This is a genomic window from Bifidobacterium asteroides (assembly GCF_019469425.1).
Taxonomy (GTDB): Bacteria; Actinomycetota; Actinomycetes; order Actinomycetales; family Bifidobacteriaceae; genus Bombiscardovia; species Bombiscardovia asteroides_I.
This window is the reverse complement of sequence record NZ_CP048272.1, coordinates 646,263-662,058: the sequence shown is the minus strand read 5'-3', so window position 1 is coordinate 662,058 and position 15,796 is coordinate 646,263. Positions and strand designations below refer to the sequence as shown.

11 protein-coding genes and 1 pseudogene are annotated in these 15,796 nt (G+C 61.4%); 5 read left to right on the top strand and 7 right to left on the bottom strand.

Annotation, left to right across the window (positions count from 1 at the left end; all coding sequences use genetic code 11):
* The first annotated feature begins 50 nt into the window (after positions 1-50).
* The gene (locus GYM67_RS02465) at positions 51-500 is read left to right on the top strand and encodes a MarR family winged helix-turn-helix transcriptional regulator (RefSeq protein ID WP_220236973.1); all 450 of its coding nucleotides are present in this window, start codon (positions 51-53) and stop codon (positions 498-500) included.
* Positions 497-1,924, top strand: coding sequence for an MFS transporter (locus tag GYM67_RS02460; protein ID WP_220236972.1), 1,428 nt, complete (start codon positions 497-499; stop codon positions 1,922-1,924). Before GYM67_RS02465 ends, GYM67_RS02460 begins: the two co-directional genes overlap by 4 nt.
* Positions 1,925-1,937: 13 nt before the next feature.
* Here GYM67_RS02460 and GYM67_RS09360 read toward each other — a convergent pair whose 3' ends face one another.
* The 5 genes and pseudogenes from GYM67_RS09360 to GYM67_RS02445 form a co-directional block, all read right to left on the bottom strand.
* A complete protein-coding gene (locus tag GYM67_RS09360) occupies positions 1,938-2,024 on the bottom strand; it encodes a hypothetical protein (RefSeq protein WP_366800449.1) in 87 nt (28 codons plus the stop codon).
* Positions 2,025-2,081: 57 nt separating this feature from the next.
* Positions 2,082-2,462, bottom strand: a complete 381-nt coding sequence (locus GYM67_RS09505; RefSeq protein ID WP_472841093.1) for a hypothetical protein — start codon at positions 2,460-2,462, stop codon at positions 2,082-2,084.
* 68 nt (positions 2,463-2,530) lie between these two features.
* Positions 2,531-2,913 (bottom strand): annotated as a pseudogene (locus GYM67_RS09500) (glycoside hydrolase family 127 protein); the annotation flags it as partial.
* A gap of 41 nt (positions 2,914-2,954) precedes the next feature.
* Positions 2,955-3,284, bottom strand: coding sequence for a hypothetical protein (locus GYM67_RS02450; protein ID WP_220236971.1), 330 nt, complete (start codon positions 3,282-3,284; stop codon positions 2,955-2,957).
* Positions 3,281-3,979, bottom strand: a complete 699-nt coding sequence (locus GYM67_RS02445; RefSeq protein ID WP_220236970.1) for a hypothetical protein — start codon at positions 3,977-3,979, stop codon at positions 3,281-3,283. The genes GYM67_RS02450 and GYM67_RS02445 overlap by 4 nt, the downstream gene beginning before the upstream one ends.
* A gap of 654 nt (positions 3,980-4,633) precedes the next feature.
* Here GYM67_RS02445 and GYM67_RS02440 point away from each other — a divergent pair.
* Both GYM67_RS02440 and GYM67_RS02435 read left to right on the top strand, forming a co-directional pair.
* Positions 4,634-8,089 carry an RCC1 domain-containing protein gene (locus GYM67_RS02440; protein WP_220236969.1) on the top strand — a complete coding sequence of 1,152 codons (3,456 nt, stop codon included), beginning with the start codon at positions 4,634-4,636 and terminating at the stop codon, positions 8,087-8,089.
* Between the two features lie 929 nt (positions 8,090-9,018).
* The gene (locus GYM67_RS02435; protein ID WP_220236968.1) at positions 9,019-11,505 is read left to right on the top strand and encodes a beta-L-arabinofuranosidase domain-containing protein; all 2,487 of its coding nucleotides are present in this window, start codon (positions 9,019-9,021) and stop codon (positions 11,503-11,505) included.
* Positions 11,506-11,687: 182 nt separating this feature from the next.
* On the opposite strand, the gene GYM67_RS02430 is transcribed toward GYM67_RS02435, so the two are convergent.
* Both GYM67_RS02430 and GYM67_RS02425 read right to left on the bottom strand, forming a co-directional pair.
* Entirely contained in the window at positions 11,688-13,076 is a 1,389-nt protein-coding gene (locus GYM67_RS02430; RefSeq protein ID WP_220236967.1) for an MFS transporter, read from the bottom strand.
* A gap of 51 nt (positions 13,077-13,127) precedes the next feature.
* Complete coding sequence (locus GYM67_RS02425; RefSeq protein ID WP_220236966.1) at positions 13,128-14,084, bottom strand: nucleoside hydrolase; 957 nt, start codon at positions 14,082-14,084, stop codon at positions 13,128-13,130.
* 307 nt (positions 14,085-14,391) lie between these two features.
* Between GYM67_RS02425 and GYM67_RS02420 the strand changes: the two genes are divergently transcribed.
* Positions 14,392-15,789, top strand: coding sequence for a sugar porter family MFS transporter (locus GYM67_RS02420; protein ID WP_220236965.1), 1,398 nt, complete (start codon positions 14,392-14,394; stop codon positions 15,787-15,789).
* Positions 15,790-15,796 lie beyond the last annotated feature (7 nt).

Below are 15,796 nucleotides of genomic sequence, written 5' to 3'. Positions count from 1 at the left end.
CCTGGGAGATTATTCATTAGGTAGCTAACGATCTATCCGAGGGAGGATCTTTGAGCAAAGACTACGGCAAGCGAATCAAACGGGCAGCCAACCTCATGTCACGATCCATGGATGCCTACGCGGCCCGATATGGGCTCACAGGCACCCAGATGTCCATCATCGACTTCCTGGGCGAGTCCCAGGACCACACCCAACGGGACATCGAGATGGAATTCGACATCCGCCCGTCTACAACGACAAAAATCCTGCAGCGCATGGAGGCCAGCGGACTGGTCGCCGCCAAACGGGATCCCAAGGACAGCCGTCAACGCATCATTGTTCCGACCGCAAAGGCTCGGGGCCTGCAGAAAGCTGTGCGGGCATATATAGACAACCAGCAAAAGGCCATGGAGCGCCAGTTCGACCAGTGTGATCTGGCTGCCTTCGATCGTGTGCTGGCCTATTTCATCGCCTTGAATTCCGATGATTCCACCCAGACCAGGAAGGAATCTCGCTCATGAGCGCGACCCAAACAAGCCAAGAGCAAAGTACAGCAATCCCCCGCAAGGTAATCGGCGCTATCATAGCCACTGGCATCATGTCCTTCTGCGGCGTGATCGTGGAAACTGCCATGAACATCACCTTCCCTGCCCTCATGAGCCATTTCGGCATCGGAACCTCCAGCGTGCAATGGATGACCACCCTCTACCTGCTGGTCGTCGCCTCCATCACCCCGCTCTCAGCAGCTCTCAAGCGCCGATTCCGCAGCCGAACCCTCTTTCTGTGCGCTAATCTGCTCTTCCTGACCGGACTGGTCATCGACGCGCTGGCTCCAGTCTTCCCGCTCCTGCTGCTGGGAAGGGCCATACAAGGATTGGGTACCAGTATCGCCCTGCCACTGATGTTCAACATCATCCTCCAGGAAGTCCCGACAAAGCGCATCGGTACTATGATGGGCGTAGGCACTCTGATTACAGCTATCGGACCAGCTGTCGGCCCCACCTTCGGCGGTTTGGTGGCGACCACCATCGGGTGGCGTTTCGTCTTCATCATCCTGATCCCCGTACTGGTCATCTCGCTGGTCACCGGCCTGGCCTGTATACCCTCGGTTCCCGTGTCGGCAGACAGGGAAGCAGCCGGGCTGGGCCCGCTTGACATATTCCTGATGGTTCTGGGCTTTGCAGGTTTGATCTTCGGCATCAGCAACGCCTCGGCAGGATGGCTCTCCTGGAGGTTCGGCGGTGCGCTGGCCCTGGGGCTTATCGCCCTGGCAGGGTTCACCGTCCGCGCTCGGCATCAGGCCCAACCGATCATTGACGTGCGCCTGTTCGCCGACAGCCGCTTCTCCCTGCATGTCGGCGCCTACATCTTCTTCGAGATCAGTGCCCTGGCTCTCTCATTCATCCTGCCCAACTACCTGCAGCTGGTTGATGGATGCACCTCGCTGCAGGCCGGACTGGTGGTGCTGCCAGGTGCGGCGATCGGAGCCGTTCTGGCCCCGCTCTCCGGCAGGCTTTACGATCAGCTAGGCCCGCGCATTCCCATCATCAGCGGCAGCTGTGTCGCCCTGATCAGCCTCCTCGGATTCGCCCTGACGGCCCGTCGGCTGACAGCCCTGGCCATCCTGATACTCTATATTCTCTTCATGCTGGGCATCGGGCTGAGCTTCGGCAACATCATGACCAACGGCCTGCACCGGCTGAGTCGGGAGCAGCAGGCCGACGGCAACGCCATCTTCAACACCGTCCAGCAGTTCGCCGCAGCCATCGGCAGCAGCCTGGCGGCCACCATCGTCGCAGCAGGCCAGGCCGCAGTCGCAAACCGAAGGCTGGGAACCATCAACGGCTCCCAGCATGCCTTGATCCTGCTGCTGATCGTTGGCGCCCTGGAGGTCCTGCTGATCCTGGCCGCTCTGCGTCGCTCTCAGAAACCGCAACATGCTTGAAGGATGGCGGCCTTCAGTCCACGTCCAAGAAAACCCTCATTTCGTTTTCTCCACGGTTGGACCAGGCGAAATAGGGAATCAGGGTGGCCGCGGTCAGCATGCAATGGAACTGTTGCCATTGACGGTAGAGCGGAGCAGTATCAGCCCCGTCTGTTGATTATGGTCCCCTGGTCACCGCCACCTTGTCCGCATCCAGGCTGACCAGAGGATAGGCGGCAACAGCACGTACTGGCATGTCGAAGTCAGTGTCGATCCGATCACCCTTCTTCCAAGGACCGGAAAGGTAGAGGTACCCCCGTTCCACACGTCGGCTGATATCATCCGAGGAACCTTGGCCTGTGTGGACCGTCACCGCATCGGTGGCTGCATCGCCGCCAGCCCAGGAAAGCAGACGGAAAGCCAGGGTGGTCCGGCCATTACCGGAAGCCTCAGCCTTTAGGCGGATTCGACCCTTCCAAGGCAGTGCCGAATGCACCCGCAAAGCGATCGACCCCTCCCACAGGTCCGCCTGGATACTACCACCGATGTAGAGGTGCACAAAGAGCGAGGACCCATCCTCGGCAAGGGTGTAGGCGTAATCCCGCACCGATTCGACCAGGCGGGCCAAGTTGGGCGGGCAGCAGGCGCATCCGGATGATGCGCCAGGGGGTAACCCCACTGCTTCCACCCATTTGGAGAAGTCAGTATCCTGGAAAACGCAACCATAGAACTTATCCGGATCGGGATGATCCGGGTCCTCCGGCAGACAGTGGGACCCCTGGTTGGCGAGGCCGCCGGATGGCTCGGCTCCCATGCTGCCCTTTCAGCCTCTTGTTCATGGAGGCAGCAGCGCGAAAGGTGTGCATGCAGTAGCTAGGCGAAGCGCCCGGAACCTGGTCGTTGAGAGCCCTCCATCGGTAAGGCAGGACTGCAGTTCTGACCAGCTCCTGCTCGGCAGACCAGAAGGGGTCGTCGACGCTGGCTTGACTTATATCGATAGGCACGCTCATATTGAATTTTGAATTCCCGGCTCATGCGGCCATCTGCCTCTCTATGCGACGGCTGAAAATGAAATGATTAGGACCAGCGCAACGGCCACCAGGGCCACTGCCACGATGGGGAAAAGGTAGACCTGCTGGTCGGTCGTCTGGAACAATTTGAAAAAGAGTATGGCGATGGCATTGCCGATGGCTGCGGTCTGGTTCCAAGCGGTCTGCAGCTGGGTCTCATAGGAGTCCGGGCAGAGCCAGGAAACCAGGGAACTGCCGATCGGGCCGACAAGCTGGGCGGACAGCGCCATGAGGACGTAGCAGACAAGCACCCACCAGAGGGAGTAGCCGGAGGATCTGCTTCCGCCCGGAATCAGGGATGGTATGGTCACAACAGCCCCATACCATACTTATAGGTGGTCTGGATTGCTCCGGCGCTGGTCTTGGTGCACAGGATGATAAAGATGGGACCGGTTATCAGATCCATGACCAAATAGATGACCTGGAGTGAGCCTGGGGCAATGGTTATGCCAAAGATCACACGGTTAACTGTCTTGTCGAGGAAGATGGCAATGGCGCTGGTCAGCAGGGTGGCGCCCAGGGCCATGACGATCTGGGCGAAGAAGAACCAAAGGAAAGCCCGAAGATGGGTATGGTCACGGGCGGTCAGATCCTTTTTACTGAACAAGTTGTCCAAGAAGCACAGGGGTACCACGAAGGCGAAGGCGGTGACGACGTTGATGATGGCATTCAGGCTGAAATGCCGGGTCAGCACCAGGACGTCAATGATCATGGCAAGCACCGCCAGCCCGACAGCCAGGCCCTTGAACATCCGCTGGCGCTCCCGAGCGGGCAGAGGCTTGATGGGCGCCTCTACCAAGGGTCCGAAGAACCGGTACTGGGTGAGGAAGATGGCCGTTGCGAAACCGATATGATAGTTGCCCAGACCGATCTGACCCACCACGACCGGGGTGAGGATTCCGGCCACCGTATTGGCGAACTGGTGGATGGTGAAGGCTGCGTCACGCCTGCGGGCATCCTTTTTGCGGTAGAGCTGCCCGGTCAGGGAGGCGTTGGACATCCCCATGATGGGCATAGACAGCAGCACCAAGGCGATGCAGGCATGGTCTGCCCAAAGACCTGACTGGTCGGAGGCATGGCCAGGATGAAGAAGGCCGTGGCCTTAAAGGAAGTTACCCAGCATCAGCGCCTTGCGCATCCCCAGAACCCTGTCGGAGAGCCAGCTGCCCACAATATTGAGCAATCCCTTTGCCGCCCCCGTGGCAGCGATCATCAGAGCTGCATCACCCTGGGAGAACCCCAGCCCCTTGGAAAGGGGGGGGCATAGAGGTAGTAGATCATCAGGGCGTAGAAGGCGCCCCAGGCGGCTGAGTTGCAGAAATTGCCCAGGGCCAGGGTACCGATGGACGAGGGTGTCCGAAGAGGTCCTTGTCGTCCCTGACCTCTTCCAAGGTGCTCTCCGTATGCTTCATGGTTGCATCACTCCCGGAATGGTGGTGAGTTTATAGAAAAGAGAAGGGGCAGCCGTATGACGGACGCCCCTGCTACTGGAAGCGGGATGCTTCGCTTGAAGGTAGTGATACTGGGCGTGATAAGGTTGTTTCTGGTTGTAGGGAAATACATGTGCGGCTTGCGGCTTCGCGTAAGGCGGGGGCACCGGGAAGCGTGGCCGCGTGTGCATGGATAGGGGTTTGTTCATATTATGCGCCAGCATTCGAACATGTCGGCCAGAGCCATTGGCATCCTGTTTGCCGTCATTCTGCCTGCCAGCCTCCTGGCCGGCGGCCTGGCTGCAGCCGACGCCACCGCCGGCAGACCATCCGGCATGGCCACGCCCACCACTATGGAATACGCCGGGAAGCAGGACCCCGAAGCCCCCCGCCCGGATAGCCGGCAGCCCGACGCCGCTGGCAGCACGCTGACTGCAACCCTGCCAGCCCCTTCATCCCCGCTGTCCGCATCCTCCCCCCTCCCGTCATCCTCGCCCCTGGCCGACGCTCCCGGCAGCACAGCCGGCAGCCAGCCGCAGGCCCAATCCTCCCAAACCTGGACGGTCAGCTTCGACACGGCAGGCGGCGGCAGCGTCGACCAGCAGACCATCCCCGACGGGGGGCAGGCCAGCCGGCCCAGCCCCGACCCGTCCAGGGACGGATACCTGTTCGACGGCTGGTTCCAAGGCAACATCGCCTACGACTTCAACCAGCCCGTCACCTCCAGCATCACCCTCACCGCCCGATGGACCAGCGAGGACACGCAGCACTGGGCCATCAGCCCCAGCCAAGGACCCATAGCCGGAAACACCAAAACCACCCTCACCCCGCCCAAGCCAAGAGGCATCCGCTTCAGCCAAATCAGCGCAGGGAGAGGAAACATCGCTGCTGTCGCCTCGGACGGCAACCTGTACTGTTGGGGCAGCAGCGGCCATGGCCAGCAAGGTGACGGCACCACCATCCAACATGCTGAGCCGGTCCGGGTGTTGAAGCCCGAAGGCGCGCCAGCCGGGTTCACCTGGGTGCAGGCCTCGGCAGGATACATGTTCACACTGGGTCTGGGCTCCGACGGCAATATCTACAGCTGGGGCGACAACGAGAACGCCACGCTGGGACGCAACATCGGCAGCAAAACCATCAACGGTATCCCGGCCGACCCCCGGCCCGGCAAGGTCGACAAGCCCCAAGGCGCGCCAGCCGGGTTCACCTGGAAGCATGTGGAGGCGGGAAGCCTGCACGCGCTGGCATTGGGCTCCGACGGCCAGCTCTACAGCTGGGGCCTCAATGACCATGGCTATGTAGGCAACGGGACCACCACTCGGCAATACACTCCTGTCCGGGTAAGCTTGCCGGAGCATGCGCCCTCAGGGTTCACCTGGAAGCGGATGAGCGGCTGGGGCTGGCATTCCCTGGCCCTAGGCTCGGACGACAAGCTCTACGGCTGGGGAGCCAACGGCAATTGCGAGCTGGGTACCGGACAATCAACGCCAAACAGACTCACTCCTGTCCCTGTGGCCAGACCAGAGGGCCTATCATCCTGGGGGCAGTTCCAGATGGGTGACTTCAGCTCGCTGGCCATCGACTTGGACGGCAACGCCTACGGCTGGGGCTATAACGGCAACGGCAGTATCGGCGACGGATCCACCAATAACGGCTGCAGCCCGACCAAAACCAGGCCAGCCTATCCAATGCAATCCTGGAAGCAGGTAAGCGTATTAAACGGTACGTCCCTTGGCATCGATTCTGCCGGGCGCCTGTATGCCTGGGGCAACAACACCAACGGCCAGTTCGGCGACGGCACCACCATCAGCCGAAATACCCCGGTCCAGGTAGCGGCGCCACAAAACGGGCCTTCCGGTTTGACTTGGGTACAGGTGAGCGCCGGATGGGACAACCTGTCCTACGGCCTGGCCTCGGACGGGAACCTGTATTCCTGGGGGAGCAACATCAATGGCCAGCTGGGAAACGGCACCACCAACGAACGGCATACCCCCGGCCGGGTGAACCTGCCTGGTGCCGCCACGCCCACCAGTGTCCTGTTCGGCCAGGCCAGGACCACGGGGATCACGCCCAACCCTGACGGCACCTGGCGGGCGTCCACGCCCAAGCATGCCCCGGGGGCCGTGGACGTGGCGGTCGTCTGGAACAGGAACGGGCCGCAGCCGGACGCGCACCTGCAATACACGTTCATCGCCCCCCAATACCAGGTCGGCTTCACCTCCAAGGATAGCGCCTGCCCCGCCCCCACGGGCATGCCCCCCAGCCAGGCCGTCACCCAGGACGGGCAGGCGGAACGCCCCCAGCCGGACCCGAAGGCCGACGGCTGCCTGTTCGACGGCTGGTTCCAAGACAATGTGGCCTACGACTTCACCCAGCCCGTCACCCATGACATCACCCTGACCGCCCGGTGGACCAGGACGGACACGCAGCACTGGACCATCAGCCCCGCCCAAGGACCCGAGGCCGGCGGCACCAAGGTCACCCTGACCCCGCCCGCACGGCGCGGCGTCAGATTCAGCCAGATAAGCCTCGGCAGCAGCCATTCCGCAGGCATCGGCTCCGACGGCAACCTCTACACCTGGGGAAGCAACAGCCACGGCCAGCTGGGCGACGGCAGCACCACCACCACCAGCCGGAGCACGCCAGTCAAGGTCGGCAAGCCCCAAGGCGCTCCCGACGGGTTCACCTGGAAGCAGGTCAGCCTGGGCGACCAGCATTCCGCGGCCATCGGCTCCGACGGCAACCTGTACACCTGGGGGTACAACTTCAACGGCCAGCTGGGCGACGGCACCACCAGCAGCCGCAGCACGCCAACCCTGATCCAGAAGCCCGCAGGCGCTTCCGACGGGTTCGCCTGGACGCAGGTCAGCCTGGGCTTCAACCATTCCGCAGCATTAGGCTCCGACGGCAACCTCTACACCTGGGGAAGCAACTACTACGGCCAGCTGGGCGACGGCACCCAGGCCGACAAGCGCACGCCGACCCAGGTCGGCAAGCCCCAAGGCGCGCCAGACGGGTTCACCTGGACACAAGTCAGCCTAGGCAGGTGGTATTCCGCAGCCATCGGCTCCGACGGCAGCCTCTACATTTGGGGAAACAACAACGACAGCCAGCTGGGCGACGGCACCACCACCGACCAGCACACGCCGACCCAGGTCGGCAAGCCCCAAGGCGCAGCAGACGGATTCACCTGGACGCAGGCCAGCCTGGGCTTCAACCATTCAGCAGCATTAGGCTCCGACGGCAGCCTCTACACCTGGGGAAGCAACAGCAGCGGCCAGCTGGGGCGCGAACCCTCCAACGCCTGGCCGGCCAGCCGGCCAGGACCGGTCGGCTTCCCCGGAAAACCACAAGCCACCAGCATCTGCTTCGACCAGACCCGGTGGCGAGGCGTCTGCTCCGCCGCCGGCAAAAACCTGACGCCCAACCCCGACGGCACCTGGAACGCCACCACGCCCGCCTACACGCCAGGCCCCGTCCCCGCAGCCATCGACTGGACCCAGGACGGCATACCACAGGAAACCGACACAAGCAACACCTACCGGTACCTGTCCATCGCCAGCCTGCCCCTGACCGGAGGAAACGGCATGCTCCTCCTGCTCGCCACAGGACTGCTCGCCGCAGGAGCCGCCGCAGCCGCCAAAAACCGACGACAACAAACCCAAACAAACACTTCACACGAGTAAGCAGCCCGGGCCACACCCCCAACAGGACCCAGGCCAACAGGCGGCCCCGCCACCCCCAACACGACGGGACCGCCACCACACCCAACAACCCTACAAACCACAACCAGACCCCAGCCCAGCCCGACTCTAGTGCGGAGAAAGCCGGGGGCGGAGTCGCGATCGGCCTTGACGGTCGCTGGCACGGCAAGCATCCACAATCGCCAAGTCTAAAAGCCAAAAGATATCAGCAACCCGCTTTCGGCAAAACAGACCACAAAACCCAAACACAAAGCTCCAACACGAACAAAAGGCACACCTGGTAGGCGCAGTCACTGACTGCCATCGACCAATTACAACCTAAAGCAAGAGTGTCATCTTATCCCATCTGCATCGATCCCTGAGTCTGCATCAACCTCGATAGATGCGTCCAGGCCCTGGTCAACCAGGCAAAGCCAACGGCGGAGTCTGTCTCTGGCTGTTTTTCCGATATTCAAGCAACTCGCATTTGCTGTTTTATGCATTGCATTCGTCCGAATCTTTGCCTCACTCGCCAAAGACGCACAAACCGGCGACAGGCCAGGAATGGCCCATCAGCCCATCAATTCAGCCGCGGAAGGCCGATGCCTTCCAAGTACCGATCTGCAGGGACAGAGAATGACGGAGAAAGCGAACGCGGGTCAGGAGCCTCTAGACTGATTGATCCGTGCAGATCGGTCTGCGACGAACAAGACACATCCCCTGGTTCGGGTGTACTGCTCTAGCTCGACCAATGCCTCAACCTGAATGGATTGATGAAAGAAGAACCACGCAAGAAAGACAACCGCTCTGGTCGTCGGATCTGATGGCTGCCGCAACCCACTAAGCGCTATAATTGCTTCCAGCAGCATAGTCGGCCCCTGCTTCGCTGGTCGTCGTGCACGGCCACTAGATATTTGCCGCAAGGAGGGGTCATGACCGATACACACGTACGATCCGCATCACCCACAAACCAGCTCCGACGGAAACATGGGCAGGAGCATGAGTGCTTCACCTTTGCCCCGTCCCAGATCTGCCTGGCCCCGGGCAGTACCTATGCTGATGCCCAGCAGGCCGGTGCGGACTACCTGCTCAGCCTGGATCCTGACCGTCTGCTGGCCCCATACCGTCGCGAGGCCGGCCTGCCCCACCAGGACAGCCCTTACCCTAACTGGGAATCCATGGGCCTGGATGGCCATATGGGCGGCCACTACCTGTCCGGCCTGGCGGCATACTGGCAGACTCTGCTCGATCATCGCTTCCTGACAAGGGCAACCTATATGTTGACTGTCCTGCGTGAATGCCAACGAGCCTCCGGCGACGGCTTCCTAGGCGGCATGCCCCACAGCGCCGAGCTCTTCCGAAGCCTGCGAAAAGGCCATATCCAGGCACAGTCATTCGATCTGCAAGGCGCATGGGTTCCCCTCTACAACCTCCACAAGCTCATGGCGGGTCTATTGGATTGCTGGCAGGCCTTCCAAATCCCTGAGAACAACAGCCAAGCAGCAGATGCCTCCGCCATGGCCCACGAAATTGTTCTGCAGCTGGCTGACTGGTGGTGCAATCTGGCGGACGCCATTGCCGAGCAGGATTTCCAAACCATGCTGTCTTGTGAATACGGAGGATTGAATGATGTCTTTGCCCGTCTATACCAGCTGACCGGGAGAGAACGCTATCTGCGCCAGGCCCGCCGCCTGACCGACCAGGCCTTCTTCGAACCACTGGCCGACGGCAAGGATCGGCTTACAGGCCTGCATGCCAACACGCAGATCCCCAAGGTCCTGGGCTACGAGCGTCTGTTTGAGATCACCGGCGAGAAAACCTATCGCAGGGCCGTAGACACCTTCTGGCATGGGGTGGTGGACCGGCGCACGGTCTCCATCGGTGCCCACTCCGTCTCGGAGCATTTCAACCCGCCGGACGACTTCTCCGCCATGGTCACCTCCCGGGAAGGCCTGGAGACCTGCAACAGCTGCAACATGGCCAAGCTGGCCCTGAGCCTCTATAGGCGCACAGGGCAGGCCCGATACCTGGATTTCTACGAGCGGGTGCTGGTCAATCATCTGGTCTCCACAGTAGGCATCCACGAGCACGGCTTCGTCTATTTCACCCCTATGCGTCCACGGCATTACCGGGTCTATTCCAGCGCCCAGCGCTCCTTCTGGTGCTGCGTTGGCACAGGCCTGGAGAATCACGCACGCTACAACAGCATGATCTTCGAACGCCAACCAGGAAATGAGCCCGGCAGCAAATCCGAGTCCCTGGTGGTCAACCTCTTCATTCCTGCCGTCCTGGACTGGTCCGCCCGCGGACTGCGCGTCGGACTATCCTATGCTCCCGGCCCTGGAACAGCCAACCTGGGCCGTCTGGACCTGGAAGGTCCGCCGGAGGAGCAACAGACCGTGGACCTTTACCTGCGTCATCCCTGGTGGCTTGAGGATGCCAGGTACCGGGTCATGCAAGGACAGCAGGCCCAGCTGACCGTCGAGCCAACGAGGTCCGATTCAAACAACAGCCCATGCTTCGACCATTTGCGCCTGACCTGGACTGGACAAGCAACTTTGGAGGTGGCCCACCGGGTCCGGGTGACTGCCGAGCCCCTGCCTGACGGTTCGGACTGGATCAGCCTGCTGCGCGGTGTCAAGGTCATGGCTGCCCGCAGCGATGACGCTGATCTGGAGGGCCTGAAGGCAGACGACTCCCGAGCCGGTCATATCGCCGCCGGTCCTCTGCGCCCGCTTGGCGACCTGCCCCTGCTCCTGGGAGAGCCCAAGGACTTCCTTCTGCCCCACCCCCAGGACGACGGCGCCATCGAGGTGGCCGTCGCCAGACCGCACGCACCAGCCCGGAAGGCGGAAGGAGACCCCGAGTGGACCGAGTCGCGCCTGTTGCTGGTCCCCTTCACCTCTATAGAGGCCTCCAGGTACTCGGTTTATCTGCCTTGGGCACAGGATTGGGATAAAGACCGCGTTCATCGCACCTTGAAAAACATTGATGTTCAGGAACAGGCCCATGAGCGTCAGATTTGCGATCAGGTGAACTGCGGATCCCAGCAGTCCGAGATCGACCATGAATATCAGGGTCGGAATGACCGGCAGGAGCTGATCGAAGGAGCGAACACCCGTCGCGCACTGACTGGCGGCTGCTTCTCCTACCGGCTCCATGATGCCACTGGGAAAGCAAGGATGCTGGAGGTGGCCATGCGCAGCCAGAACAGCACAGCTCATTATTCTCTGCGAGCGGAAGGCTTGGAGCTGGGGCAACCAGTCAGGAGCCATGAGCACGGCACGGTCCTCGACCGGTACCCCCTGAATGGGCAAGGCTTGAATGCCCTGCCCGACCGGTCTGTCAGGGTGAGGATTCAGGCTGGCAATGAGTGCCCCACCCCTGACATGCTGACCCTGGCCCTGATCCGCGGCTGAATCGCAGGCCCTTCCCCATGCAGAACTGACAGGGCTTCAAAGCAAGGCTGAGGGTGGCATCGGCAATTCCCCCGTTGCGCACTGCCCACTGCATACCCACCATATATATGGGTCGACCGCCTGACCGGGCGAAAGGCGATTCCTTTTATCGCGGTCAGGCGGTCGATGCTTTTCTCGGGAACCTAGTGCTGGTCGTCAGGCTTGGCGTAGATGAACTTGTTGCAGATCAAGTACACGATCAGGCCAAGCAATGCTACGGCAGCGCCGATCAGGAGCAGGTTGCTGTAGTTGGCCGCCAGGCCGGTGGCACTCATGATGCTGAAGCCTTCCAGGCTGGTCTTGCCCATCAGGCCGCCGATGATGGCGATGCCGATGGAGCCGGTGACATTCATGACCAAGTCGTTCATGCCCACGCCGCGGCCTGACTGCTCCTGTGGCAGGGTGTCAAGCACGGTGGAGACAATAGGCGAATACATGAGGCCGACGCCGGCGTAGTAGACGCAGGCAGTCAGAGTCAGGGCCAGAAGGCCGGAATTGACCACTAGGGCTGACCCGGCGAAGCCTAGTATCATCAAGCAGGCAGCGATGATGATCGCTGTTTTGCGACCGATTTTGTCCACGATGGCACCCGAGGTGGTGCCGAGCACGGCGGCTACCAGGAATGCCCAGACCACGTGCAAGGAGACCGTGGAGGTCGGCACCCGGTAGATGTCACGCCCGATGGCGTTGAAGATGGGCGACATGCAGTAGTTCATGAAGTAGAAGATCAGGATAAGGGCGATGCCCATCAACCAGCGCTTGTTGCGGAAGAAGGCCGGGGTGATGAAAGGGCTGCGGGCCCGGCTGATATACAGCCCGAAGATCAGGTAGCAGACCGCGGAGGCCACCAGCAGCCACCAGGCGGCATATGAGAAGAAAAGAGTCAACAAGGCCGTTGCCAGGCCGAAAATGACAAAGCCCAGCCAGTCCACCTTCTCGCCATTGCCACCGCCGGTGGGCAGGCTCTTGAGCAGAACGGGCAGGAAGAAGATCGTGACCGCAGGAATAAGGAACAGGTACTGCCAGGCCAGTGAGCTGAGCAGACCAGCAGCGAAGATGCCGATGGCTGCAGACACCTGGTAGCCTGCCGTGAAGATGCCAAAGAAGATCACTTTCAGCGAGGGCTTGAGATATTTGGTCGCCACGACCAGGTAGGCCGAGCCAGCCACCTGCTCCCCGGCGGTCTGCAGCAGCCGGGCCGCAATAACATTCCAGATGTTGGGGGCCATAATCGTGTTGGCCACATACCCGTACACGGACCCCACGAACAATATGCACAAGCCAAAGGTGACCAGCTTGCGCAGGGAGACGAAGTCGCCCAAGGAACCGTAGATGAAGCAGACGATGCCCAGGACGATGCTGGGCAGGGCCGTGATCAGCGAGGCCTGATCAGGTGCGCCCGCATCCTTGCCGACTTGCTGGAATACCAGGTTGAAGCCCTGCAGGCACAAGGTACCCAGGACAAAGGTGATCAGCAGCAGGATCAATGATCGTACGGCTGTCGAATCCTCGGTGGATTGTTCTTCGGACATGATGTCTTCAATACTCTTTCTCTTGCGTGAACTTGCCGGGGATGGCGGACATCACTCGGTCTGGGAGGCCAGACTGGTGATGCGGGTCATGAACTCGTTCAGGAAGCGGGGCACATCTACGCCGACGGCCACACGCATGGTCTTGTGCGGATCATTGAGCCGCTGCTCGTCCCCGATGGTGCGTCCGCGCGTGGCCCCTTCGGTCTCGACCTTCATATTCATAGGCAGGGTGGTGACCAGGGTCGGATCCACGGCCACGCCCACGGCCAGCGGATCGTGCAGGCCACAGCCTCCCAGGTGGGGCGAGGTGGTCTCATAGGCCTTGATATAGAAGTCGGTCATATCCGCCAGGAAGGTGCCTGCCGCAGTGCCCAGTTGCCGCCAGCGGGCGGTCTCCTTGTAGGTGAGCAGAGTCTGCAGGGTCACGTCCAGACCGACCATGGTCACGGGCGCGCCGGAGCGGAAGAGCGCATCTGCCGCGTCCGGATCCTGGGAGATGTTGGCCTCCTGCCAGGCATCCACATTCCCCGGCACGGTCAGAGCACCGCCCATAAGCACAATGGAGCCGATGCGCTGGGCTATATCGGGCTCCTTCGCCAGGGCGGCGGCGATGTTGGTCATGGGGCCTGTGGGCACGTAGACCAGGTCCTTGCCATAGGTGTTGACTGAATCGATGATAAAGTCTACAGCCGACTGCGTCTCCGCCTTGCGGTGCGAGTCCGGGATGACCGCGTCGCCGATGCCGTTCTCGCCGTGAATGAAGACGGAGACAGGCAGCACCTTGAAGGAGTCGGCTTTGGAGGCGTGGGGCAGACCCGGATAGACCTTGACCTCGGGGTGTCCCAGCAGGTCGGTGATGGCCAGATCATTCCGGATGCCCTGCTCCAGCAGAACGTTGCCATAGGTGCCCGTTATGCCGATCAACTCAACTTCGGGGCTGCCCAGGGCGTAGGAAATGGCTAGAGTGTCGTCGACACCAGTGTCCAGATCGAGAATCAGCTTGCGCATACAATGCTTCCTTTCATCGCCATGGCTGTATAGAACCATGGCCGTAAGCACCCACGACGTTCTTGGCGCGCATACGAGTTTATCATAGGTGGGACCGGGCTGTTTCGCCGCTCATGACAGGAGCAAGTCATGGACAATATCCTCAGATGTTCATGTTTTCGGCAACCAGGGCCTAGACAGCGAGTCCGGCATCTGGTTTTCCGGATGATTGCACTGTCCACAATGACAAGCCAGACGCACGGGCCGCTCCCCCAGGTGCCTATGATGACTCTGATTCTGCCCGGATGAGCTGGCGAAAGGGGTACCCATGGCTCCGAGGGAAACGAAGACATCCGCAACCACGCTCCAAGGACGCCGACGCAACCTGCAGCTGATGGCCTCGCTAGGCGTGCTGGCCGGAGGTCTCTACGGCTACACCCTGACCGTCATCTCCGGGGCGCTGGTCGGCATGAACCTAGGCTCGGGGCCGGACGGACACCTGACGGCCGGCGAACAAGGCATGGTCACCTCCGCTTTGTTGATAGGGGCGGCGCTGGGATCCTACCTGGCAGGCAGGCTCAACGACCGCTTCGGCCCCAGACACATCATCCTGGCCGGTGCCCTGCTGGCCATCCCCGGAGCTCTGCTGAGCGCCTTGGCCCCCAGCCTGCCCCTGCTGGAGCTGGGGAGATTGGTCATCGGGGCCGGCATCGGCATGACCTCGACCATTGTGCCCATCTACCTGGCCGATATGGTCGGCACGGTTGAACGCGGACGAGTGGTTTCGGTCAACTCGGTCATGATTGTGGTCTGGCAGCTGCTGGCGGTCAGCGTCAACGCCATCATGAACCAGATGGGCGCCGGCTGGCGGACCATGCTCTGGGCAGTAGTGCCACCGGCCGCCCTGCTGGCTTTGCTGGCATGCTTCCTTCATGACAGCCCGGCCCATCTGATCCGCCGAGGAGAGGAGGACCAGGCGGCGGCCTTCCTTGAGGCTACACGCGACGAAAAAGAAGCCCGGGAGACCATGCAGGAGCTTTCACAGCCCAAGAGTGCGACGACCGCCAGCTTCAAGGCCCCCTGGCTCCGGCGGGTGCTGATCGTGGGCATCGGCGTGGCCATGATCAACCAGCTGACAGGGCTGAATATCGTCAACTACTACGCGCCGACCATCTTCACCGATACCCTTGGCTTCGACCCCTCCCTGTCCATGGTCGCCACTGTGCCCGTCATCCTGGTCTCCGCCATAGCGGCCACCATCGGAGGGCTGGGGCTGATTGACCGGTTCGACCGCCGCGTCATTCTGGCCGCAGGACTCGCAGGCACCATCGTCTTCCTGGCCGCCATAGGAATCTGCTACCGATTCGTCGATGCCCCCGGCAACGGATCGCGAACGGCCGCTTGGATCATGATCGGCATGATGATGATCTATGTGGTCTTCGTCCAGGGTCTGGTGGCGCCGGTCACCTGGCTGCTCCTGTCCGAAATCTTCCCCCAGCAGGTGAAGAGCAGGGGCATGGGCTACGCCAACGTAGCCATGAATCTGACCAACTTTGGACTTTCTCTGGTTTTCCCCACGCTGCTGGCCCGGCTTGGCGGTACCGGCACCTACCTGCTTTTCGCCCTGATCAATGTGTGCGCCCTGGCATTCGCATGGGCAATGGTGCCCGAAACCAGGGGAAAGGGTCTGGCCCAAATCGAGCAGGAAGCCCGAAACCGGGCATGAAAAGGGG

Coding starts and splice junctions, on each gene's coding strand:
- GYM67_RS02460 (WP_220236972.1), top strand. CDS start 497: ATGAGCGCGACCCAAACAAGCCAAGAGCAAAGTACAGCAATCCCCCGC.
- GYM67_RS09360 (WP_366800449.1), bottom strand. CDS start 2,024: ATGCTGACCGCGGCCACCCTGATTCCCTATTTCGCCTGGTCCAACCGT.
- GYM67_RS02445 (WP_220236970.1), bottom strand. CDS start 3,979: ATGGGGATGTCCAACGCCTCCCTGACCGGGCAGCTCTACCGCAAAAAG.
- GYM67_RS02440 (WP_220236969.1), top strand. CDS start 4,634: ATGTCGGCCAGAGCCATTGGCATCCTGTTTGCCGTCATTCTGCCTGCC.
- GYM67_RS02435 (WP_220236968.1), top strand. CDS start 9,019: ATGACCGATACACACGTACGATCCGCATCACCCACAAACCAGCTCCGA.
- GYM67_RS02430 (WP_220236967.1), bottom strand. CDS start 13,076: ATGTCCGAAGAACAATCCACCGAGGATTCGACAGCCGTACGATCATTG.
- GYM67_RS02425 (WP_220236966.1), bottom strand. CDS start 14,084: ATGCGCAAGCTGATTCTCGATCTGGACACTGGTGTCGACGACACTCTA.
- GYM67_RS02420 (WP_220236965.1), top strand. CDS start 14,392: ATGGCTCCGAGGGAAACGAAGACATCCGCAACCACGCTCCAAGGACGC.